Source organism: Streptomyces sp. NPDC059917 (assembly GCF_042730635.1).
Classification (GTDB): Bacteria; Actinomycetota; Actinomycetes; order Streptomycetales; family Streptomycetaceae; genus Streptomyces.
On record NZ_JBHWLC010000073.1, the window covers coordinates 1 to 22179 of the forward strand.

19 protein-coding genes and 1 pseudogene are annotated in these 22179 nt (G+C 73.1%); 14 read left to right on the forward strand and 6 right to left on the reverse strand.

Annotated elements, in window-relative coordinates:
- Window positions 1-16: 16 nt before the first annotated feature.
- From ACFWAR_RS31365 to ACFWAR_RS31375, 3 genes are all read right to left on the reverse strand, one after another.
- Entirely contained in the window at window positions 17-574 is a 558-nt protein-coding gene (locus ACFWAR_RS31365; RefSeq protein ID WP_385784430.1) for a PadR family transcriptional regulator, read from the reverse strand.
- 145 nt (window positions 575-719) lie between these two features.
- Window positions 720-1550, reverse strand: coding sequence for a prepilin peptidase (locus ACFWAR_RS31370; protein WP_385784433.1), 831 nt, complete (start codon window positions 1548-1550; stop codon window positions 720-722).
- A gap of 125 nt (window positions 1551-1675) precedes the next feature.
- Window positions 1676-2017 (reverse strand): type IV pilin protein, encoded by a 342-nt coding sequence (locus ACFWAR_RS31375; protein WP_385784435.1) that lies wholly within the window; start codon window positions 2015-2017, stop codon window positions 1676-1678.
- Between the two features lie 278 nt (window positions 2018-2295).
- On the opposite strand from ACFWAR_RS31375, the gene ACFWAR_RS31380 reads away from it, so the two are divergent.
- The 10 genes from ACFWAR_RS31380 (at window position 2296) to ACFWAR_RS31425 (ending at window position 13363) form a co-directional block, all read left to right on the forward strand.
- Window positions 2296-4110 (forward strand): GspE/PulE family protein, encoded by a 1815-nt coding sequence (locus ACFWAR_RS31380; RefSeq protein ID WP_385784438.1) that lies wholly within the window; start codon window positions 2296-2298, stop codon window positions 4108-4110.
- 122 nt (window positions 4111-4232) lie between these two features.
- Window positions 4233-5444 (forward strand): type II secretion system F family protein, encoded by a 1212-nt coding sequence (locus ACFWAR_RS31385; RefSeq protein ID WP_385784441.1) that lies wholly within the window; start codon window positions 4233-4235, stop codon window positions 5442-5444.
- The gene (locus tag ACFWAR_RS31390; protein ID WP_385784444.1) at window positions 5441-5887 is read left to right on the forward strand and encodes a prepilin-type N-terminal cleavage/methylation domain-containing protein; all 447 of its coding nucleotides are present in this window, start codon (window positions 5441-5443) and stop codon (window positions 5885-5887) included. The genes ACFWAR_RS31385 and ACFWAR_RS31390 overlap by 4 nt, the downstream gene beginning before the upstream one ends.
- Entirely contained in the window at window positions 5884-6408 is a 525-nt protein-coding gene (locus ACFWAR_RS31395; protein ID WP_385784447.1) for a type II secretion system protein, read from the forward strand. The genes ACFWAR_RS31390 and ACFWAR_RS31395 overlap by 4 nt, the downstream gene beginning before the upstream one ends.
- Entirely contained in the window at window positions 6405-10268 is a 3864-nt protein-coding gene (locus tag ACFWAR_RS31400; RefSeq protein ID WP_385784450.1) for a hypothetical protein, read from the forward strand. Before ACFWAR_RS31395 ends, ACFWAR_RS31400 begins: the two co-directional genes overlap by 4 nt.
- On the forward strand, window positions 10265-11380 hold the full coding sequence (locus ACFWAR_RS31405; RefSeq protein ID WP_385784453.1) for a type IV pilus twitching motility protein PilT: 1116 nt from the start codon (window positions 10265-10267) through the stop codon (window positions 11378-11380). Before ACFWAR_RS31400 ends, ACFWAR_RS31405 begins: the two co-directional genes overlap by 4 nt.
- Before the next feature lie 145 nt (window positions 11381-11525).
- Window positions 11526-11945, forward strand: a complete 420-nt coding sequence (panD, locus tag ACFWAR_RS31410; protein WP_385784456.1) for an aspartate 1-decarboxylase — start codon at window positions 11526-11528, stop codon at window positions 11943-11945.
- A gap of 62 nt (window positions 11946-12007) precedes the next feature.
- Window positions 12008-12355, forward strand: a complete 348-nt coding sequence (locus ACFWAR_RS31415; RefSeq protein ID WP_385784459.1) for a GNAT family N-acetyltransferase — start codon at window positions 12008-12010, stop codon at window positions 12353-12355.
- 23 nt (window positions 12356-12378) lie between these two features.
- Window positions 12379-13032, forward strand: coding sequence for an aspartate/glutamate racemase family protein (locus ACFWAR_RS31420; RefSeq protein WP_385784520.1), 654 nt, complete (start codon window positions 12379-12381; stop codon window positions 13030-13032).
- A gap of 28 nt (window positions 13033-13060) precedes the next feature.
- Entirely contained in the window at window positions 13061-13363 is a 303-nt protein-coding gene (locus tag ACFWAR_RS31425) for a hypothetical protein (RefSeq protein ID WP_385784461.1), read from the forward strand.
- Between the two features lie 59 nt (window positions 13364-13422).
- On the opposite strand, the gene gndA is transcribed toward ACFWAR_RS31425, so the two are convergent.
- Window positions 13423-14865, reverse strand: coding sequence for an NADP-dependent phosphogluconate dehydrogenase (gene gndA / locus ACFWAR_RS31430; protein WP_385784464.1), 1443 nt, complete (start codon window positions 14863-14865; stop codon window positions 13423-13425).
- A 215-nt stretch (window positions 14866-15080) separates the two neighbouring features.
- Between gndA and ACFWAR_RS31435 the strand changes: the two genes are divergently transcribed.
- Complete coding sequence (locus ACFWAR_RS31435) at window positions 15081-16352, forward strand: transglycosylase family protein (RefSeq protein ID WP_385784466.1); 1272 nt, start codon at window positions 15081-15083, stop codon at window positions 16350-16352.
- 62 nt (window positions 16353-16414) lie between these two features.
- Here the strand turns inward: ACFWAR_RS31435 and ACFWAR_RS31440 are convergent.
- Window positions 16415-17228: pseudogene (locus ACFWAR_RS31440) on the reverse strand (DMT family transporter); the annotation flags it as partial.
- A 314-nt stretch (window positions 17229-17542) separates the two neighbouring features.
- On the opposite strand from ACFWAR_RS31440, the gene ACFWAR_RS31445 reads away from it, so the two are divergent.
- The 3 genes from ACFWAR_RS31445 to ACFWAR_RS31455 all read left to right on the forward strand — a co-directional run bounded on the left by ACFWAR_RS31445 (window position 17543) and on the right by ACFWAR_RS31455 (window position 20710).
- Window positions 17543-19006, forward strand: coding sequence for an SDR family NAD(P)-dependent oxidoreductase (locus ACFWAR_RS31445; protein WP_385784468.1), 1464 nt, complete (start codon window positions 17543-17545; stop codon window positions 19004-19006).
- A gap of 343 nt (window positions 19007-19349) precedes the next feature.
- The gene (locus ACFWAR_RS31450) at window positions 19350-19526 is read left to right on the forward strand and encodes a hypothetical protein (RefSeq protein WP_385784471.1); all 177 of its coding nucleotides are present in this window, start codon (window positions 19350-19352) and stop codon (window positions 19524-19526) included.
- A gap of 200 nt (window positions 19527-19726) precedes the next feature.
- Window positions 19727-20710 carry an NAD-dependent epimerase/dehydratase family protein gene (locus ACFWAR_RS31455; RefSeq protein ID WP_385784473.1) on the forward strand — a complete coding sequence of 328 codons (984 nt, stop codon included), beginning with the start codon at window positions 19727-19729 and terminating at the stop codon, window positions 20708-20710.
- On the opposite strand, the gene ACFWAR_RS31460 is transcribed toward ACFWAR_RS31455, so the two are convergent.
- Window positions 20699-22177, reverse strand: a complete 1479-nt coding sequence (locus tag ACFWAR_RS31460; protein WP_385784476.1) for a lipase maturation factor family protein — start codon at window positions 22175-22177, stop codon at window positions 20699-20701. The genes ACFWAR_RS31455 and ACFWAR_RS31460 overlap by 12 nt on opposite strands.
- Window positions 22178-22179: the final 2 nt, after the last annotated feature.

Genomic DNA, 22179 nt, shown 5'->3' on the forward strand with positions numbered 1-22179 from the left:
CACCGGGCCCGTGGCCTCAGCCGGCCTTGACGGCCGGCCGCGTCGCGTCGACGTCGACGGCGTCGAGGAGTCGGCGCGCGGCGTGGACGAGGTCCAGCCGCCAGCCGTAGATCGCGTTGGTGAGCTGGTCGTCGGCGTGCACCTTGGCGCGCAGCGATGCCTCGATCTCGTCGAGGACGACCCGTTGGCGCTCGACCAGACGGGCCGGGCTGGCGTTGCGGCGCCGGAGCAGCAGGAGTTTGCTCGTGAGGTCGGCGCGGATGTCGCGCAGGTGGCCCACGGGTTCGCCGAGCCACCGATTGACGGTCGTCTTGGCCGAGCGGGTGGCGGCGTAGATCGTGCGCTGCGGCCCGCGGTCGCTCTCCTCGGTGCCGACCGGCGTGATCAGGCCGCGCTCGACCAGCCGCGTGATCGACCGATAGACCATGGGGCGCGAAATGTGCCAGAACTCACCGATTTCCGTGCCCTCCGAAGTGAGGGCCGCGATGGCGAAGCCGTGGCTCGGTCGCTCGGCCACGATCGCGAGCACAATCCACTCGGCCAGTGGTAGATCAGGTCGGTCGGGCTTCTCCATGGCGACCAGGTTACCAACCGGTTCCGGTGGGCGGTTGTGCGATGGACCAGGCTGCGGAGCCCGTACGGCGCGCGGCGCTGTAGGTACGCCCAGTAGCGCGGTCCCCGGCTCCACCGGTAGCCCATGGCTGACGTCCGGCCCGCGGTCAGGGGCGGTGGCCGACCGCGGTGGGCGAGGCACCCAGCGCGTCCGCGTACGGGTCGCCCAGGCTCCCGTACCAGTCGATGACGGGAGCGCCGACGAGGAGGGCGGCGATGGCGCCGGCCGCGAGGAAGAGGCCGAAGGGGAGGCGGGTCCGCCGGGTCATCCGCCCCGCCGCGATGAGGGCGATGCCCACCAGCAACCCGGCGGAACTGCCCGCCAGTACGGCGAAGACGAGATGCGCCGGACCGAGCCAGCCCAGTCCGGTGCCGAGCAGGGCGGCCAGGCGCACGTCGCCGAATCCGAGCCAGGCCGGCCGTATCCGGTGCAGGGCGAAGAAGAGGGCGAACGCGCCCACCGCGCAGGCCGCGGTCACGCCGAGCCGATGCCATTGTCCGGTGGCCGTCGCGGCGCCGACCAGGCAGGCGGAGGTGAGCCCGAGGGTCGGGTAGACCAGCCGCAGCGGGAGCAGGAACAGCTCGGCGTCACAGGCGGCCAGGGCTAGTAGTCCCGCGGTGAACACCAACGCGGCGGGAAGGGTTTCGGAGCGGCCGAAGCGCAGCGCCTCGGCGGCGAACAGGAGCCCGGTGAGCGCCTCGAGGAGCGGGTAGCGCGCGGGGATCGGGATCCGGCAGGCGCGACAACGGCGGCCCAGCAGCAGCCAGGACGCGACGGGGATGTTGTCCCGGGCCGCGATCGGCGTGGCGCACGCCGGGCAGGCGGAGCGGGGCCGCACGACGGAGCGGCCGGCCGGCACGCGGGAGACGGCGACATTGAGGAACGACCCGACCGCGAGCCCCAACAGGCCGATGATCGCAACACATATGGATGGCATGCGGGCCATGGTGCCGTACCCGTACATACCCGTACATACCCGTCACGACCACCATGATCCGGGCGGCCGACGACCGCGCCCCGGACGCCCGCCCACGGGCGGCGTCCGGAGCGCGGAGCCCCGTATCAGGGGGTGGTCGCGCAGGGGTTCGTCACACCGGCCTTGACGATCGGCGTGACCGCGTACGCGGCGGGGTCCTTGACCTCGTACCAGTTGGACACGGTGGACAGGAGCCCGACCTCGGCGAGCTTGTCCACGGTGGCGTACGCGTTGTTGTTGGCGAAGTACGCCTCTTCCGCGGTCTGGATCGTGGACTTGTCGGTCCTGCACGCCGCGCCCTGGCCCTTGTCGTTGATGCCGCGAACGGAGAAGACGACGACGGCGGACAGGATGCCGAGGATCACGATGACCACGAGAAGCTCGACGAGCGTGAAGCCGGCTTCCGCGGCCTCGTTCCGTGCGCGCATTCGCCGACGCAACGTGCCTTGCAGGTTTGTGAACATCTTTCTCCATCTGCAGCGACCGGCGACGAGCCGCGTCACGTTGTAGTAACAGCCTGATTAATCAGCGGTAGACTACTTATCGAGTGCTGGGCTGACAAGGGTCGATTGCGTAGATGCCGCGCAGGTGGCGACGCCTGGAGGTGCTGTAGTCTGCCGCTGATTAATCAGCAGCTGATGACACCGGGAAGGGATGTGCGGTCCCCATCGGCCGCTGTTCCGGGTGCGCGAAAGGGGTGGGTTCCTTGGCCAACGGCCGTTTTCTCCGGCGCCGCACGGCGACGACGGATCCTGCGGGCGGGGGCGCCACCTCACCCGAGGACGCCACCGCACCCGAGGGCTCCCTCGCCGCCGCCGCCGCCGCCGCCACCACCACCGACCGGCCGGAACGACCGCGCATCGGAGAACTCCTCGTGCAGCGCGGGCAGTTGGTCCCGGCGCAGGTGGACGAGGCGCTCCTGCAGCAGTCGGCCTCGGGCAAGCGGCTCGGCGCCCTGCTGGTCGAACTCGGCATGGTCGACGAACGGTCCCTGATCGAGGCGCTGTCGGTACAACTCGACGTCCCGGTCGCCGACCTGCGCCAGAGCGAGCCCGATCCCGAGGCGGCCGCCCGGGTGCCGGAGGCGCTGGCCCGTTCCCTGTGCGTCGTCGCGGTGCGCCGGTCCGAGGGCACGCTGCTGATCGCGGCGGGCGACCCCGGTGACCCGCGCGTGCTCGACGAGCTCGGCCCGGCCGTCGCGCCGGACCGGGTGCGGTTGGCGATCGCGGCCCCCTCCGACATCCGGCGCTCGATCGACAGCGCCTACCGGGCGCTGGCCGGCGCGGGGAGCCTGGTCGAGGCCTTCGAGGCCACCGAGGCGGGCCGGAGCGCCACCTCCGGTGCCAGGGTGGTGAGCGAGGACGCCCCGGTCGTGCATCTGGTCAACCTCTTGCTGACCCAGGGCCTGCGCGACCGTGCCTCCGACATCCACATCGAACCGCACGCCGACCGGGTGCGGGTCCGGTACCGCATCGACGGCGCGCTGCACGACGTACTGAGCCTGCCGGAGAACATGGGCCCGTCCGTGGTCAGCCGGATCAAGATCATGGCCAACATGAACATCGTCGACCGGCGGCGCCCGCAGGACGGGCAGATCGCCACCGAGATCGACGGCAGGTCGGTCGACATCCGGGTCGCGACCACCCCCACCATCTGGGGCGAGAAGGCGGTGCTGCGACTGCTCGACCGCAACCGCACGCTGTTCCGGCTGGGCGAGCTCGGCATGCCCGCGGCGACCTACGAACGGTTCTCGTCCCTGCTGCGCTCCCCGTACGGCATGGTCGCCTGCGCCGGACCGACCGGCAGCGGCAAGACGACCACCCTGTACGCCACTCTCGGCGAACTGAACCAGAGCGAGCGCAACATCACCACCATCGAGGACCCGGTGGAGTACGTGTTCCCCTCGGTCAACCAGATCCAGATCAACGACCAGGCGGGCATCTCGTTCGCGACCGGGCTCCGCTCGATCCTCCGGCAGGACCCCGACGTGATCCTGATCGGCGAGATCCGGGACGGCGAAACGGCGCGGATCGCGGTCGAGTCGGCCCTCACGGGCCACTTCGTCCTGTCGTCCATCCACGCCGGGGACGCCTGCTCCGCGCTGCACCGGTTCGCCGACATGGGCATCGAGCCCTTCCTGATCACCTCCACGGTCTCCGGGGTGGTCAGCCAGCGCCTGGTGCGGCGGATCTGCGACCAGTGCCGCGAGCCCTACCGGCCGGGCGTGGACGAACTGGCCTTCTTCGCCAGGGCCGGTGGGTCGACCGACGCCGAGTTCTGGCAGGGCCGGGGCTGCAACTTCTGCTCCCGGACCGGCTACCAGGACCGGATCGGCGTCTTCGAACTGCTCGTGATCAGCGATGCGGTCAAGCGGCTGCTGGTGGAGAACGCGTCGATCGACCGGCTGCGCGCAGCCGCCCGGGAGGAGCGCATGGACAGCCTTCTGGACGGAGGCGTCCGTCTGGTGGAGGAGGGCGTCACGACCATCGCCGAGATCATGTCCAGCGTGTACGTCGTCTAGGACGTCCCCCAAGCCAATGAACCGACGAACCGACGAACCGACGAACCGACGAACCGACGAACCGGCGCGCCGACGAACCGAGGACGCCGACCACCGACACCGCGATCCAGGAGACGACCGGCATGGCCACCTTCAAGTACGACGCGGTCGGCCCGGACGGCAAGCGCGCCACCGGCGTGCTCAAGGGCTCCAGCGTCGACGGCGTGACCGAGAGCCTGACCCGGCAGGGCTACGACGTGCGGTCCGTCAAGGGCGAGGGCCGCAACCTGCTCCAGCTCGAACTCACCCCGGCCAAGGTCGACCTGGTCGAACTGAGCAACTTCTCCCGGCAGATGGCCGCCTTCATCAAAGCCGGTGTACCCATCCTGGACGCCCTGGAGATCATCCGCGCCGAGACCAAGGACAAGAAGCTCGGCCAGGTGCTCGTCGACGTCATGGACTCGCTGCGGTTCGGCGAGAGCTTCGCCGGCGCGATGACCGCCCACACGAAGGCGCTCCCGCCGTTCTACGTCTCCGTCCTGCGCTCGGCCGAGGCCACCGGTGAACTCGACGTGGTGATGGCCCAGTTGGGGCGTTACATCGAGCGCGACGTCGAGGCCCGGCGCAGCATCCGCTCCGCCCTGACCTACCCGAGCCTGGTGATGGGGCTGGCCCTCGCCGTCGTCCTCGTCCTCGTCCTGTTCGTGCTGCCCCGCTTCAAGGTGTTCTTCGCGTCCTTCCATGCGGAACTGCCGCTGCCCACCCGGATCCTGCTGGGCTTCACCGACTTCGTCACGGCCTGGTACCCGGTCATCGCCGGTGTGCTCGTCGTGCTCGTGGCGGCGCTGATCGCCGGTTTGCGGACCGAGCGGGGGCGGGTGCTGCGCGACCGCTTCCTGCTGGCCATGCCGGTGGTCGGCGACGTGGTCCGCTACATGGTCATCGAACGGTTCTGCCGCATCCTGACCTCGATGATCAAGGCCGGTGTGCCCATCCCCGAGGCGCTCGGCCTGGCCGGTTCGGGCGCCAACAACCGGGTGTACGAACGGTCCATCGGGACGGCCCGGACGCAGATGCTCGAAGGCGGCGGCATGTCCCGGCCGATCGCCCGTACCAAGCTGTTCCCCGGCGCAGTCACCCAGATGATGCGCGTGGGGGAGGAGACGGGCACCCTCGACGAGCAGCTCGAGAACGTCTCGGAGTTCTACGAGAAGGAACTGCAGCACAAACTCAAACGCATGACGAGCCTCTTCGAACCGGCCATGGTGATCATGGTCGGGGTGGTCGTGGGCTTCGTGGCCGTCGCCCTCCTGTCGGCGATCTACGGCGTCTTCAACCAGGTCGACGTCCAGTGACCGGCCCGGCGCGCCCCACGGCGCCGCGCCCGCTCCGGCGCCGCGGCGAAGAGGGGGAGACCCTCATCGAGGTCCTCGTCGCCGTGGTGCTCATGGGCGTCGCCTTCGTGGCCCTCCTCGGAGGCATGGGCACCGCGATCATCGGCGCGGTCGCGCAGCAGAGGCTGACCGGCGCCGACTCGTTCGTCCGCAGCGCCGCCGAGAAGGTCGTCGGCGACCCGTACGTGTCCTGCGCGACCGGATACGAGACTCCGCCGCCACCGGCCGGATACACCGTGACCGTGGAGGTCGCGTACTGGGACGGGGTCGGTGCGTTCGGCCCGGCCTGCCCGACGGCCGACACCGGAGTGCAGAAGGTGACGCTGACCGTGCACTCGACGGGCCCGCGCCCCGTCGGGGACGCGGTCCTCGAAGTGGTCAAGCGGGAGTCGATGCTGTCATGACGAAGCAACGGGCGGGCAGCCGCTCGGAGTCGGGGTTCACCCTGACCGAGCTGCTGGTCACGATCGTCATCCTGGGCATCATCGGGGCGCTCCTGCCCCAGGCGATACTCCTCGGGCTGCGGTTCACGGCGGGCACCGAGCGGCGGGTGGCCGCGACCGGCGCGACCGGCACGCTGAACCGCTACTTCGGCGGCGACGTGCACAGCGCGGACAGGGTGACGACCACCCCCGCGTGCGGCGTCGCCGACGTGATCGTCCACCTGGGCCGGTCCGGCTCCGACGTCGTCTACGCCTACGACCGGCCGACCGGCGCCCTCAGCCGGGTGACGTGCACCGACCGGGGCGTCGTCACCACGCTGCTGGGCCGGTTCGACACCACCACATCGACCCATCCCGTGACTCTGGACTGCGGTGCCGAAACCCCGTGCACCTCGCCCATGGAGGTAACGCTCACCGTGCGGAGCAACCCCGGCGCGCCCCCGACGGCCCTCACCGCCGTCCGACGATCGAGCGCGTCATGACCGCCCCCCTGCGTCCGCGCCGCCCGCGCGGTGACGAACAGGGCGCGACGCTGATCCTCGCCCTGGCCTTCATCGTCGTCTTCGGCCTGGTCGCCGTCTCGGTCCTGTCGTTCGCCGGGACGGGGCTGAAGGCCGCGAAGGCGTACGCCGACCAGGGCAGGCTGGGCTACAGCGCGGACGGCGCCACCCAGCTCGCGATCAAGAACTTCGCGCAGGGCAACCCCTGCGCCGACTACACCGCCCCGCCGATCAACGGTCGCCGGATGATCGTCCACTGCGACCCCCTCAAGGCGTCCGCCGCCACCACGCGCGCGACGCAACCGCAGGCCGCGCTGCACAGCCTGGGCCGGGGGGAGAAGGACGGCATCAACGTGAGCGCGCGCGGCCTGCGCGTGCAGGGCGGCGTGTTCTCCCAATCGAACATCACCACCGGCGCCGGTGCCTCGATGGCGGTGTCGGGCGACGTGTCCGCCGTAGGCGCGTGCAGCGGCGCCCTGTCGCAGCCCCAACTGCCCGCGACCCAGACCCCGTACGCGCACGCCTGCGCCAACGACACCCCGCCCGATCCCGCCGACGCGGTCGTGGGCGCCGACCCGGACCACACCCCGCCCGCCACGGCCGTGCCGGTCCGGCGGACGGCGCCCGCGTGCCCCGGGCCCGGTGCCTGGCTGGTGCGGTTGCAGCCCGGCTACTACGACGATGCCCGCGCCCTCAACGGCCTCACCGGTGGCGGCTGCCCGGGCGTCGTGGTGTGGCTCCAACCGGGCCTCTACCACTTCGACTTCACCTTCACCGGCGGCCCCGCGGTCTGGACGGTCGACGATCCCACGGTCAGCGTGGTCGGCGGCACACAGGCGGGCTGGGACCCCGCAGCCCCGTCCCGCCCGACCGTCCCGAACCCGGGCGGTTGCGACAGGACGCGGGCCGAGGGCGTGGCGCTGATGATGGGCGGCGGCAGTCGGCTCCAGGTCGACCGCGGGCAGGCCGAACTGTGCGCCCCGGTGACCCCCGACGCGCAGCAGGTGGCGGTGTACGGCGTCCAGCCGCCGAAGCCGTCGCACACGCTGCAGCCCACGGCGGTGGTCGCGAACACCGGCTTCACCAACCCGGGCCAGGCCCTGACCAGTGGCGAACGGCCCGCTCCGCCCGGCTGTCCGCAGCCGACCGGCACCACGAGCTGCACGGCCGACGCCGTCCTCGACCCGACGACACGGCGGTCGGCCTCCGTGCAACTCGGCGGCTTCGCCCCGCAGGTGCCGCCCGGCTCGGTCATCACCGCCGCGAAGCTGCGCATCGGCCACCGGGACGACGGAGACCTGACCGCCCCCGGCGCGGTGAAGGTCACCACCGCCGTCGGCGCGGACACCTGCCGCACCGCAGACCTGCCCCGGCACACGGCGCCCGCCGTGGACCCCCCGATCGACCTGCTGGGCGCGTGCGGGCTCACCGACCCGGCTCGGCTCACCGGCCTGACCGTGACCTACGCCGCCACCCTCGACCCGGGCGGCGCCGCCGCCACGGAACGCCTGGACGGCATCCGGCTGGAGGTCGCGTACCGCACGCCGACCACGTTCAAGCCGACCGCCGTGACCGCGTCGAGCGGATTCACCGCCACCGCCGCCAACCCCGACAGCGCCCTGGAGATCGGAGAACAGCCGACACCGCTGGTGGCGGCCGCCGATCTGACCGCGGAGGCCCCCTCCGCGTCGATCACCCTGGCCGGTTACGGCCGGCCTCCCCTGCCGCCGGGGTCGACGATCAGCTCCGCCGTCCTGCGGGTGGCCCACCGCGAGAGCGGCGACGCGGCGGGACCCCGGGTCGCCGTCACCCCCGCGGGCGGCGGTGGCGGCTGTACCGACCTGCCGCTCACCGCGCGCGCCGTCCCGGGCGACGACCGCGTCGACCTGTTGGCGTGCGGCATCACCGACCCCGCCCAGCTGCCCGGCCTGACCGCGACGTACACGGCCGGGCTGAAGGCGGGCGGCACCACCGGCGCCCATGCCCTGGACGGCATGTGGCTCGAAATCGTCTACGACCCGCCGCCGCCCCGGCCGGCGACGAGCGCGGAGTCGACGACCTTCGTCCGCGCGACCAACGCCAGGGCGATCGACGGCGTCGACACGGCCGCCGCCACCCTCGACCCGGTCACCACACCCACCGCCGCCCTCGTTCTCGGCGGCTACGACACCCCGGCGGTGGCGCGCGGCTCGGTCCTGGACGGGGCCTTGCTGCACGTCGCGCACCGCGACGATCCCGGCGCGGGCGGAGGGCCGCCGCCGACGGTCTCGGTCACCCTGGCCGGGCCCGGCATACCGGTCTCCTGCACGACCCCGCGGAAGCTCGCCGCGCACCAGGGCGCCCTGGCCACCGACACCCTGGACCTGGTCGCCGTCTGCGGGCTGACCGACCCGGCCCAGCTGACCGGCCTGGTCGTGACCTACACCGCCACCCTCGGCGCCGGCAGCACCGGCGCCACCGACCAACTCGACGGCGTCACCCTGGAACTGACCCATCGACCCCCGCTCCCGGTGCGCCCCACCCGGGCGACCAGTACCGCGGCGCCCACGGCCGCGGCCTTCCTCGATCCGACGCGCGCGCAGGCGATCGACACCACCGTCTCGACCGCGACCCTTTCCCCGGTCACCCCGTCGGCGTCGATCCGGCTCGGCGCGTTCGCGATGCCGCCCCTGCCGGCGGGCGCGGTGATCGACCGCCTCGTGCTGCGCGTGGCGCACCGGGCCGACGACACCACCCCGCCGCCGCCCGCGTCGACGGCGCCACCCGCGCCACCCGCGCCGCCCGCGCCCACGAAAGCGCCCACCACCGAGCTGACCGTCTCCGGCACCGGTACCGCCTGCGACGCGCACCACGCCCTGACCACCCACGAAGCCGCACTCGGAGAAGACCTGGTCGACCTCGGCGCCTGCGGGGTCGAGAACGGCGCCCAGTTGTCCGCGCTCGCCGTCTCCTACGGGGCGAAGCTGGGCCCGGGCAGTACGGACGCCACCGCCCGGCTCGACGGCGTCGAGCTCGCCATCGTGTTCCGGGCCCCGTCCATCAGGGCCCTGTCCGGCTGCCTCACCGAGAGCGGCGGTTGCGCGGTGCTGAAGTCGACCGACGACGCCGACACGGCCACCCGGCACAGCCGCCTGGTGGTCAACGGCACCGTCTACGCGCCGACCGCCGCCGTCGACCTGTCGATGAGCCAGGTCAGCGCCCAGGTCGTCACCCGCGGCATCATCGCCCGGACCATCGATCTGGGCATCGACACGGCCCCCGGATACCTGCGCCCGGCGATCGGCATCCCACCGGAGCCGGTGCTGTTCACGACCTATCCGGCCGTGAGCGCCGGAGCGGCGTCGGTCACGGCGATCAGCGGGTTCGCGCCCCCGGCCCCGGGCGCGGCCGTCGACGTCACGGACGCCGCCCTCCCCGGCGGCGGCCGGGCGGCCCTGACGCTCGGCGGCTACGCCCGGCCGCCAGCGGCCGCGACCGGACCGCTCGACCGCGTCGTCCTGCAGGTGGCGCACCACGAGGAAGGCGACGCGACGTCGGTGAAGATGTCGGTGCGCTTCCCCGGCAGCACCTGCGCCGACGTCGACGACTCCCTCGACCTGCCCGTCCGTCTCGGCGCGAACGGCCCGGTGACCGACCGGGTCGACCTGGCCCCGTGCGGCCTGACCACCGCCTCCCAACTGGCGGGACTGACCGTGACCTACACCGTGACCGCCGGGAGCGGCGGCGCGACCGAGCACCTCGGCGGCACCCGGATCGACCTCCTGTCCGGCCCGCTCGTCCGGGCCGCCGTGTCCTTCGACGGCCACACCGGCACGGTCGAGCAGTGGACGGTCCTGCCATGAGCGAACACACCATCTTGGAGACCACCATGTCCGGGCCGAGTTCCGCGATCATCGACCACCTGCTCGGCGAGCTGTGGGAGCGGGGCGGCAGCGACCTGCTGCTCACCGCCGGATCGGCGGCGTTCCTCCGCGTCGACGGCGCCCTGCGACCGGTCGAGGGGGCCGCGCTGAGCGAGCCGGAGGTCGACCGCCTGGTGACCGGGGTGCTGGGCGAGGAACTCACGGCACGCTTCCGCGCGGAGAAGCAGGTCGATTTCGCGTTCAGCTGGGGGGAGAAGGCCCGGTTGCGCGGGAACGCCTTCGTGCAGCGCGGCACGTCGGCGCTGGCGCTGCGCATCATCCCGTTCGACGTACCGTCGTCCGAGCAGCTCGGCCTCCCCGCGGTCGCGGTCGGGTGGGCGGGCCTGCCGCGCGGGTTCGTCCTGGTGACCGGGCCGACCGGGTCGGGGAAGTCGACGACCCTGGCCGCGCTCCTCGACCACGTCAACCGGCACCGGTCGGTGCACATCCTCACCATCGAGGACCCGATCGAGTACCTGCACCGGCACAAGCGCGCGGCGGTCAACCAGCGCGAGGTCGGCGCCGACACCGCGTCGTTCCCCGCCGCGCTGCGCGCGGCCCTGCGCGAGGATCCCGACGTCCTGCTCCTGGGCGAGATGCGCGACCCGGAGAGCATCTCCGCGGCCCTGACCATCGCCGAGACCGGGCACCTGGTGTTCGCCACCCTGCACACCAACGACACGTCGCAGACGCTGGACCGCATCGTCGACGTCTTCCCCGCCGAGCAACAGCCCCAGATCCGCCTCCAATTGGCGCACACCCTGGTCGGCATCCTCAACCAGACGCTCATCCCCAGGATCGGCGGGGGCAGGGCGCCCGCCTTCGAGGTACTGGTCGGTACGTCGGCGGTCCGCAACCTGATCCGCGAGGGCAAGACCCGCCAGCTCCGCAACATGATCGCGACCGGCCACGGCGAGGGCATGCAGACCCTGGAGAGCGGCATCAACGCCCTCGTGGCGGCGGGCACCATCGCCTACGAGGAGGCCGTGCTGCACACGGCCCACCCGCAGGACATCCGGCGCCCCCACGCCCCGCTCGGCCGGGGGCTGTGACCGCAGGAAGCGCACTGCCTGTCCGCTTGTCGCGGGACGAGGACGATGTTCCTTTTCAGCCTCGCCTCAAGGGGCGTCCATGTAGAGTGCGCAGCGCCCTTGACCTGCAGGAAGCAGGCAGGGAGCCGTCTTTCAGGAGTTGAAAATGCTGCGGAACATGTTCAAATCCAAGATCCACCGCGCCACGGTCACCCAGGCCGATCTGCATTACGTCGGGTCCGTGACCATCGACGGCGATCTCATGGAGGCGGCCGATCTGCTGCCCGGGGAGCTGGTGCACATCGTCGACATCGACAACGGCGCCCGGCTGGAGACGTACGTCATCGAGGGCGAGCGCGGTTCCGGGGTGATCGGGATCAACGGGGCCGCCGCCCATCTGGTGCACCCCGGTGACCTGGTGATCCTCATCAGCTACGGGCAGTTCGAGGACGCCGAGGCGCGGACCTTCGTGCCGCGCGTCGTGCACGTCGACGCCGACAACCGGATCGTGGAACTGGGCGCCGACCCCGCCGCCCCCGTACCGGGGACCGAGCAGCGGCGCAGCCCGCACGCGGTCGCCGTCTGACGGCGGTCGCGGGACCGGGACGGGCCGTCGGGGACGAGGGACGAGGGACGAGAGGCGAGGACATGGCGATCGAGATCAGGGACGACCGGGCCGCCGGGCGGCTGCGGGCCCATGAGGGGACGGAGCGGGTCGGCGTGATCGCCTACTTCGTGCTCCCCTCGGAGCCGGGCGCGGGCGCCCTCGTCGCCGTGCACACGGTGGTCGAGCCGGGCCACGAGGGCAAGGGGATCGCCGGGGACCTCGTCGCCGCCCTGTACGGCATCGCGGCCGCCGAGGGCGTCGCCGTGGTCCCGCTCTGCCCGTACGCGGCCGCCTGGGCGGCCCGCCACCCCGACCGGGCGCCACAGCCGTCGGCCGAGGTCGTCGCCGCGGCGAAGCGGCGACTGGACACCGATCCGGCGCTCTGGTGAGCGGGCGGGCGGGCCCGGGCGGGCTGACGCTCTTGCACACCTCCCCGGTGCACGTGCCGGTCTTCGACGCGCTGCGGGACCGGCACCACGCGGGGACGGCGCTGCGGCACCTCGTCGTGCCCGAGCTGCTGGCCCGGGCCCGCGCGGCGGGCCCCGGGGCGGTGGCCGGGGAGATCGAGTCCCTGCTGGCCGGTCCGGGCAGCGGGGACGGTGCGGTGCTCTGCACCTGCTCGACGATCGGGGCGGTCGCGGAACGGCTCGGGCCGGTCCTCGGGCGCCCGGTGCTGCGGGTCGACCGGCCGATGGCCGCGGCCGCCGTCCGTACGGGCCCCCGCATCGCGGTCCTGGCCACCGTGGAGAGCACCCTCGCCCCGACGCTGGCCCTGCTCCGGGAGGAGGCCGGTGCCCTGGAGCGCGAACGCCCCGGGTGCGCGGCGGCCCCGACCCCGTGGACGCGGGTGGTGCCGGGTGCCTGGGAGCGCTTCGAAGCGGGTGACGACGCGGGGTTCCTGGCGCTCGTGGCCGCGGCGGTGGACGCGGTGGTCGACGCGGACGTGATCGTGCTGGCCCAGGTGTCGATGGCGGGCGCGGCGGCCCGGTCCACGACGGGCGTCCCGGTGCTGTCCAGCCCCGCGGTCGGCCTCGCGGCGGCGGTGGGTGCGCTCCGGCGGGCATAGCCCCCGGGATCAGGGGAAGGCGGGGCCCATGGTGCGAAACGTAGCGAACCCGCCCCCCGGATCCGCCTGGCCCGACCCGGTCCCCGAGCCGGTGCTGCCGGACCCGTTCCCCACGCCCCGGCCCGACCCCGGCGTGCCCGAGCCCGGCGCTCCCGATCCGGGCGCCCCCGACCCGGTGCCGACCCCGCCCGCGCCGACGCCGCCCGTACCGGACCCGGTGCCCGCTCCGCCCCGGCCCGCGCCGCCCGTACCCGGACCGGTCCCCGAGCCCGACCCCATCCCGCCGCCGCCGGGCCCCGCGCCGCTCCCGCAGCCCGGCCCCCTCAGCTGAACCCCCGACGACCGGGACGACCGAGCAGCGAGGGGACCGGCGCCGCCGGTGCGCGGTGATCAGTCCGTGCGGACCTCGGAGCGGTCGCCGCTCCAGAGGGTGTGGAACGAGCCCTCGCGGTCGGTGCGCCGGTAGGTGTGCGCGCCGAAGAAGTCCCGCTGGCCCTGGGTCAGGGCCGCCGGGAGCCGGTCCGCGCGCAACGCGTCGTAGTAGGACAGCGAGGCCGCGAAGGCCGGGACCGGCACGCCCTGGCGGACGGCGGTCACCAGGACCTCGCGCCAGTCGTCCTGCGCGGCGCCGATCTCCTCGGCGAACCGGTCGTCGGCCAGCAGGCTCGGCAGCTGCGGCCGGGCGTCGTACGCCGCCCGGATCCGGTCCAGGAACGCGGCCCGGATGATGCAGCCGCCCCGCCACAGCGAGGCCACCGCACCCGGGTCCACGCCCCAGCCGTACTCCGCGCTGCCCGCCTGGATCTGGTGGAAGCCCTGGGTGTACGAGACGATCTTGGACGCGTACAGCGCCTGCTCGACCCGGGCCGCGAAGGCGTCGGCCTCGTCCGCGGGCAGCGCCGAGGCCGACGGGCCGCCCAGCGCGCGGGACGCGGCGCGCAGCTCCGCGTGGCCGGAGACGGCCCGTGCGAAGACCGCCTCGGCGATCCCGGACACCGGGACCCCGAGGTCCAGGGCGATCTGCACGGTCCAGCGGCCGGTGCCCTTCTGCTCGGCGGCGTCGGCCACGACGTCGACGTACGGGCGACCGGTCGCCGCGTCCGTGTGCGCCAGCACCTCCGCCGTGATCTCGATCAGGTAGGAGTCCAGGCGGCCCCGGTTCCACGCGCGGAAGGTCTCCGCGATCCGGGCCGGGGAGTACCCGGCCACCTCGCGCAGCAGGTGGTACGCCTCGGCGATCAGCTGCATGTCGGCGTACTCGATGCCGTTGTGGACCATCTTCACGAAGTGGCCCGCGCCGTCCGGACCCACGTGCGAGGTGCACGGCGTGCCGTCCGCGGCCTTGGCGGAGATCTTCTCCAGCATCGGGCCGAGGGACGCCCACGACTCCGGCGAGCCGCCTGGCATGATGCTCGGACCGAGCAGCGCGCCCTCCTCGCCGCCGGAGATGCCCACGCCGACGAAGTGGATGCCCTGCTCGCGCAGCTCGCGCTCGCGCCGCCGGGTGTCCTCGAAGTGCGCGTTGCCGCCGTCGATGATGACGTCGCCCTCCTCCAGCAGCGGCGCGAACTCGCGGATCACGGCGTCGGTGGGATCACCGGCCTTCACCATGATGATGAGGCGCCGGGGGCGCTCCAGCGCGTCGACGAACTCCTTCGCCGACTCCGCGGCGATGAAGGTGCCCTCGTGGCCGAACTCCTCGACCAGGGCGCGGGTCTTCGCGGCGGTGCGGTTGTGGACGGCGGTGGTGTAGCCGTTGCGGGCGAAGTTCCGGGCGAGGTTGCTGCCCATCACCGCGAGCCCGGTGACGCCGATCTGGGCCGTGCTGCTCATCGTCGCGCTCCTGGTGTGCCTCGGTGTGCCGGGGTGTTCTCCGGTGCCCCGTCGGGTACGGAGGATGCCGACGCTACATCGCGGCGCCCGCATGTGGATCTCTCCCACGCTGAGATCCGCTCAACCACCGCTGTGGCGCGCCCTGTTGCGCCTCTTGTCAAGGTGTGGTGGCAGCGTTAGGTTGTGCGGTTCCTGATGTCTTCAAGGGGGCTCCCATGGGCGTACGGGGCCGGCACCGCCGGTACCAACCGAGCACGATCAACCGGGCTTCGTTGGTGGTGACCGCGGGCGGCGCCGGGATCGCGCTGCCCTTCATCGGCGCCGGCGCCGCCCACGCCGCCACCGTCGACACGTGGAACAAGGTCGCCGCCTGCGAGTCCACGAACAACTGGCACATCAACACCGGCAACGGCTACTACGGCGGACTCCAGTTCAGCCAGAGCACCTGGCGGGCCTTCGGCGGCACGGCGTACGCCGCCCGCGCCGACCTCGCCACCAAGGACCAGCAGATAGCGGTCGCCGAGAAGGTGCTGGGCTCCCAGGGACCGCAGGCCTGGCCGGTCTGTTCCAAGGAGGCCGGTCTCAGCCGGGGCGGCGCGGCCCCCGCGGTGACCCCGAAGGCGCCGACCGGACAGGGCGCGCGGACCGGCACGGCGCAGACGGACAAGGCCGCGACCGGCAAGGCCCGGACCGGCACGGCACAGGACGCCGCGCCCCAGGCCGCCAAGAGCGGTCCCACCCCGACGGGCACCTCCGTCCTGCCCAATCCGTACGTCGTCGCGCCGGGCGACTCGCTCTCGGCGATCGCGCGGGGCCAGCACGTCGAGGGGGGCTGGCAGGCGCTCTACGAGACCAACCGGGCCACCGTCGGCAACGACCCCGACATGATCTTCCCGGGCCAGCGGCTCACTCTGCGGGTCACGACCGCACCGGTCACGCCCAAGCCCCCGGTCCCACCGCCCGCGGCCACCCCGGCGCCGACTCCCAAGCCGACGCCCTCACCCGAGAAGCCGCCGCGCACCGCCGACCCGGTCAAGCCCGTCGAACCGGCGGCGGCCAAGCCGAAGCCCGCCGCCGCCTCGGGCGGCTTCACCGCACCCGTGGACGCCGGTCTGGGCACGGCCTACCACGTCGCGGGTTCCTCATGGTCCAGCGGCTACCACACGGGCGTCGACTTCCCGGTGGCGACCGGCACGTCCGTCAAGGCCGTCGCCCCCGGAGAGGTCGTTTCGGCGGGCTGGGCCGGCGCCTACGGCTACCAGGTCGTGATCCGGCACACCGACGGCCGGTACTCGCAGTACGCGCACCTGTCGGCCCTCGGGGTCAAGGCCGGTCAGCAGGTGAGCGGGGGAGCGCGGATCGGCCGCTCCGGCTCGACCGGCAACACCACCGGACCACACCTGCACTTCGAGATCCGGACGGGGCCGGGCTACGGCACCGACGTCGACCCGCTGGCCTACCTGCGCGGGCACGGAGTCGACATCTGAGGCAACCGCGGGAACGGCGCCGCCGTCGGCGTCGGACGAGACCCGCACGCGCGGCGGTACGGCCGTGAGCAGCACCAGGCCGACCGCCGCGACCGCGGCGCTCACCAGGGCGCCGAGGGTGCCGAGGGCGCCGAAGCGGAAGCCCTCGTCGAAGAGCGTGATGCCGACGCTGGCCGCGACCACCGGGTTGACCACGGTCACCGTGGCCAGCGGCGCGGTCAACCCGGCGCCCCGGTAGGCCGCCTGGGAGAGCACCAGTCCGGCCGCCGCGAGCGCGGCGATCGAGGCCAACTGCGCGGCCTGGCCGAAGACGGCGCCCTGCTCGAAGCCCTCCGCCACCGACTTGGTGAAGACCGAGCCCATGCCGAAGGCCGTACCGGCCGCGCTCGCCAGCAGCACGCTGCGCAACACCGCGCGCCGGACCCGGCGGGCCGCGAGGAACAGCGCCGCCGACACCCCGGCCGTCAGCAGGAGCAGCAGGGTGCGCTCACCGCCCGACAGGGTCTGCCCGTCCCGTCCGTCACCGCCGGTGAGGGCCAGCAGCCCGGCCAGGCCCACCGTGGCCAGCACCGCACCGCGCCAGGCCGCCGCACCCGCCCGGCGACCGACGAGGACGGCGGCCATCGGCAGGGCGAAGACGATGGTGAGGGCGCCCAGCGGCTGGACCAGGCTGAGCGGACCGTACGCCAGCGCGACCACGTGCAACAGCGCGCCGAGCCCGTTGAGCCCCACGGCCAGCCACCAGCCGCCCCGGGCGAGCGGCGCGTACGGCCGCCCGGGGCTGCTTTCCGCAACCCGCTCCTGCACGATCGCGCCGGCCGCGTAGGCGAGCGCGGAGATCAAGCAGAGGAGGACTGACAGGGCTAGGGCACTCATGTGGGCCACAATGCCCGGTCCCGCTCGAGTATTCCTCGTCCCACAGGTGGTGATCACCTGTACTCCGGGAGTAGTACACGCCTAGCAAATCTGTAGTCCGCTGGTCGTGCGGGAGCCGTTCGTCATCCGGCGGGATGACCGCGATCGCGGTCGGAGAACGCCGCCCATCCGTACATACCGTGACGATCCGGCCGCTGCGCGTGAGGCGGGCGGAAGCGGTTTGGTCCCGGGCGCGTCGGATCCGTACAGTTCTGCTTTTGAGGAGTTCGCGAAACGTGGACGCGGGCGAGTTCGAGCGAGGAACGGCAACGGCCATGACGGTGACCGAAGACATCCAGACGTACGGCCCGGGCATCGACCCCGAGCGCCTGGCCGTCTGCCTCGCCGTGCTCGACGAGCTGGACGAGCTCGACGTCGACCACCCCGACGCCGTCACGGTACGCCGCGCGACCGCCGGTATCTACCGCACGGTCAAGCAGCGCCGCCGCCAGGACCGCCGCGCCGCCAAGACCGCCAACGACAAGGCCGTCACCGAGGCCACCGCGACCGGCTCCGCCGAGCGCATCGACGACGAGACCCAGGGCAACGCCCTGAGCACCGCGACCAAGGGCCCGGTCGCCGGGATACTCCAGCGCCCGCGCTCCTGCTACGTCTGCAAGACGCGCTACGTCGAGGTCGACGCCTTCTACCACCAGCTCTGCCAGGACTGCGCCGCCTTCAACCGCGCGCGCCGCGACGCCCGGACCGACCTCACCGGCCGCCGCGCCCTGCTCACCGGCGGCCGCGCCAAGATCGGCATGTACATCGCGCTGCGGCTGCTGCGCGACGGCGCGCACACGACCATCACCACCCGCTTCCCGAACGACGCGGTCCGCCGCTTCAAGGCGATGCCCGACAGCCACGAGTGGCTGCACCGCCTGAAGATCGTCGGCATCGACCTGCGCGACCCGGCGCAGGTCGTCGCGCTCGCCGACTCGGTCGCGGCCGAGGGCCCCCTCGACATCCTGATCAACAACGCCGCGCAGACGGTGCGCCGTTCCCCTGGCGCCTACAGCGAGCTGGTCGCGGCGGAGAACGCCCCGCTGCCCGCCGGCGAACTGCCCGCCTCCGAGGTCATCGGCACCTTCGGCAGCGGCACGGTCGACCGGGTCGCCGCCCTGCCCACCGGCCACGGCGAGAAGCTCACCGCCCAGGACGTCACCGAGCTGGCCCTGGTCTCCGGTTCGGCCTCGCTGGAGCGGATCGCCGCCGGTACCGCGATCGACGCGGGCGGCCTGGTCCCGGACCTGCACCACACGAACAGCTGGATCCAGACGGTGTCCGAGGTGGACCCGATCGAGCTGCTCGAAGTCCAGCTGTGCAACTCCACCGCGCCGTTCATCCTGATCAGCAAGCTGCGCCCGGCGATGGCCGCGGCCGCCGCCGAGCGCCGCTACGTGGTCAACGTCTCCGCGATGGAAGGCGTCTTCGGGCGCGGCTACAAGGGCGCGGGCCACCCGCACACCAACATGGCGAAGGCCGCGCTGAACATGCTGACGCGCACCAGCGCCCAGGAAATGTTCCAGAGCGACCAGATCCTCATGACGGCGGTCGACACCGGCTGGATCACGGACGAGCGCCCGCACCCGGACAAGGTCCGACTCGCGGAGGAGGGCTTCCACGCCCCGCTCGACCTGGTCGACGGCGCGGCCCGGGTCTACGACCCGATCATCCGCGGCGAGGCCGGCGAGGACCTCTTCGGCGTCTTCCTCAAGGACTACGCGCCCGGCAACTGGTAGCGGCCCGCCCCCGGCCCGCCCCGATGGCCCCGTACGACCGCCCCCGGTCGTACGGGGCCGTTCGTCGTTCCCGCCCGCCCGCCGCTCCCCGCGGCGGTGCATTACCCGCTTCGTCGGCGCGCCGTGGGCGAAGTCCTGAACATCGGCCGAAATCAAGGGGTCGAAAGTGGATTTTACCTTTCCATCGAGCGGGGTCCCGCTCATATGTGTACCCTGAGGCACACGGACGGCCCCACCAGGGCCACGCTCCGTATCGAGAACCATGGCGCCACCGCGTCCGGATGTCCCTTCCCTGCCCGGCAGCGGTACGCCCGCCGGGTTACGCGACACAAAGGAGTGCGCGGTGACACCTGAACTGACCAAGCGTGACCATGGGGTGACGGAGCGGACGGACAATCGCTCCCGCAACCGCTCGGACCAACTGGGGAGCCTGGAAGTGTGGGCCCGGTCCGCACCGATCCGGCTCGCCGGATACGAAGAGGACCTGGCGGAGCCGCACATCCTGCCCGGCATCGACTGACCGTCCCGGCCCCGGCCCGTACCGGCGGCCGCCGCGCCCCACACCCGCGTCTCCGCGCCGATCCGGCGGCGGGGCGCGGGTGCGCGTTGCGCCGTTGTGGGGCGATGTGCGCCGATGCGCGTCCCGGTGTACGCCGACAGCGTCATCGCTGACGGCGATCACCGCTTCCCGCCGCCCGGGCCGCCCGGCAGGCTGACGGCATGAAGCTACTGATGCTGGGCGGGACCGAATTCGTGGGCCGGGCGATCACCGAGGACGCGCTGAAGCGGGGCTGGGAGGTCACCGTCTTCCACCGCGGGCGGCACGAGGCGCCGCCGGGGGTGGCGTCCCTCCACGGCGACCGCACCGCCCCCGACGGGCTCGCGGCCCTCGCCGAGGGAGAGTGGGACCTGGTCGTCGACACCTGGAGCGGCGCCCCCACGGCCGTGCGCGACGCCGCGCGGCTGCTGCACGGCCGGGTCGGCCACTACGCGTACATATCCAGCCGTTCCGTCTACGCCTACCCCTCGCCCCCCGGCCTGGGCGAGGACGCCCCGGTGGTCGAGGGCTCGCCCGACGCCGACGCGGTGGCCTACGCCGAGGACAAGCGCGGCGGCGAGCTGGCCGCCCTCGCCGTCTTCGGCGAGGAGCACGCCCTGCTGGTGCGCGCCGGACTGATCATCGGGCCCTACGAGAACGTCGGTCGGCTGCCCTGGTGGCTCGGGCGCGCGGCGCGCGGCGGTCCGATGCTGGCCCCGGGGCCGCGCGGGCTCCGGCTCCAGTACATCGACGTGCGCGACCTCGCGCGCTGGACCCTCGACGCGGCGCGGGACGGGCGCGGGGGAGCGTACAACCTCGCCTCGCCGCTCGGACACGCCACCATGGGCACCTTCCTCGAATCCGTCGTCGCCGTCACCGGTGGCGGCGCGGAGCTGCGGTGGACCGACCCGGGGCTGATCCAGGCCGCGGGGGTGGAACCGTGGACCGAGCTGCCCGTGTGGCTGCCCGAGGGCGAGCTGTACGACTACATGTTCGGCGGCGACGTCTCCAAGGCCCTGGACGCCGGTCTGGTGTGCCGCCCGGTCGAGGAGACCGTGGCCGACAGCTGGAGCTGGCTCCAGGGGATCGGGGGAGTGGCCCCGCAGCGCGCGGACCGGCCCGAGAAGGGCATCAGCGCCGAGCGCGAGGCCGCCCTACTCGCCTGAGTCGTGCCCCGTCCGGCCCGGGCCGTGCTCCGTGTGCGTCCCCGGGCCGGGCCCGGACAGCCGGGTGGGCGGCAGGTACTCGCGCAGCAGGCGGCGCTGCCACCACGCGCCCGTCGCGCGCAGCTCCCGCGGGGTGCTGAACCGGTAGCGGTACAGCCGCGCCCGGACGTAGCGCGGCGGGGCGCCGGGAAAGGGGTTGTGGGCGAGCAGCCGCAGGGTGTCCCGGTCGCCCGCCAACAGCCGCTCCACGAAGGGGCCGAACCAGTCGCGCGCGTAGCCGGGCGAGAGCGCCGCGAACCACATCAGCCAGTCGAGCCGCAGGTGGTAGGGCGCGAACTGGCGCGGCATCCGCTCCGGCCGCCCCGGCTTGCCCTTGAAGCCGTACTCCCGCCACGCGCCGTCCCGGTGCGGGGCGGGATCCGCGGTCCCCTCCACCACCACCTCGTCCCGGATCCGCCCGACGGTCCCGAACGCCCCGTAGGTGTTGACCAGGTGGAGCGCGTCGAAGGATCGGTTCATCACCTGGCGCCGCGAGAGCAGGTTGCGCACCGGGTGCCGGCTGAGCAGCAGCACCAGCGCGGTCAGCGCGCACACCGCCACCACGTACCAGAGCGGTCCCGCACGCGCCGCGGCGCGGGGCGGCGGGCCCGCGAGCGCGGTGAAGTCGACGGCGGAGAGCGCGAGCGCGATCGTGAGCCAGTTCAGCCAGGCGAAGTTCCCCGACAGGACGAGCCACAGCTGGGTCGCGACGATCGCCCCGGCGGCCCCGGACGCCACCGGCTGCGGGGTGAACAGCAGGATCGGCACCAGCAGTTGGGTGACGTGGTTGGCGGCGCACTCCACCCGGTGCACCGGCCGCGGCAGCCGGTGGAAGAACCAGCTCAGCGGCCCCGGCATCGGCTGCGTCTCGTGGTGGAAGTACAGGCAGGTCAGCCGCCGCCAGCAGGGATCGCCGCGCATCTTGATCAGTCCCGCCCCGAACTCCACCCGGAAGACCACCCAGCGCAGCAGCCACAGCACGAGCACCGGTGGCCCCACCCGGGCGTTGCCGAGGAACACCGCGAGGAACCCCACCTCCAGCAGCAGCGATTCCCAGCCGAAGGCGTACCAGGTCTGTCCGACGTTCACGATGGACAGGTACAGCGCCCACAGCACCGCCCACATCGCCATCGCCGCGCCCAGTGGTACGGCGTCCCCCGCGCCCGCCGCCAGCGCCGCCGCCAGGACCGCCCCGCACCAGGCGCAGCAGGCGAAGAGCCGGTCGGAGTAGTGCAGTTGGAACAGGCTGGGCGCCTGGCGGAAGGGCACGTGGCGGACGTAGCGCGGGACGGGGAGCATGCCGTGGGCGCCGATCAGCGCCCGGAACTGCAGGGCGGCCCCGGCGAAGGCGAGGACGTAGACGCCCGCCAGGGCCCGCTGGAAGACCAGCCGGCCGAGCCAGTATCCGGGCGACGTGAACCAGTCCATCG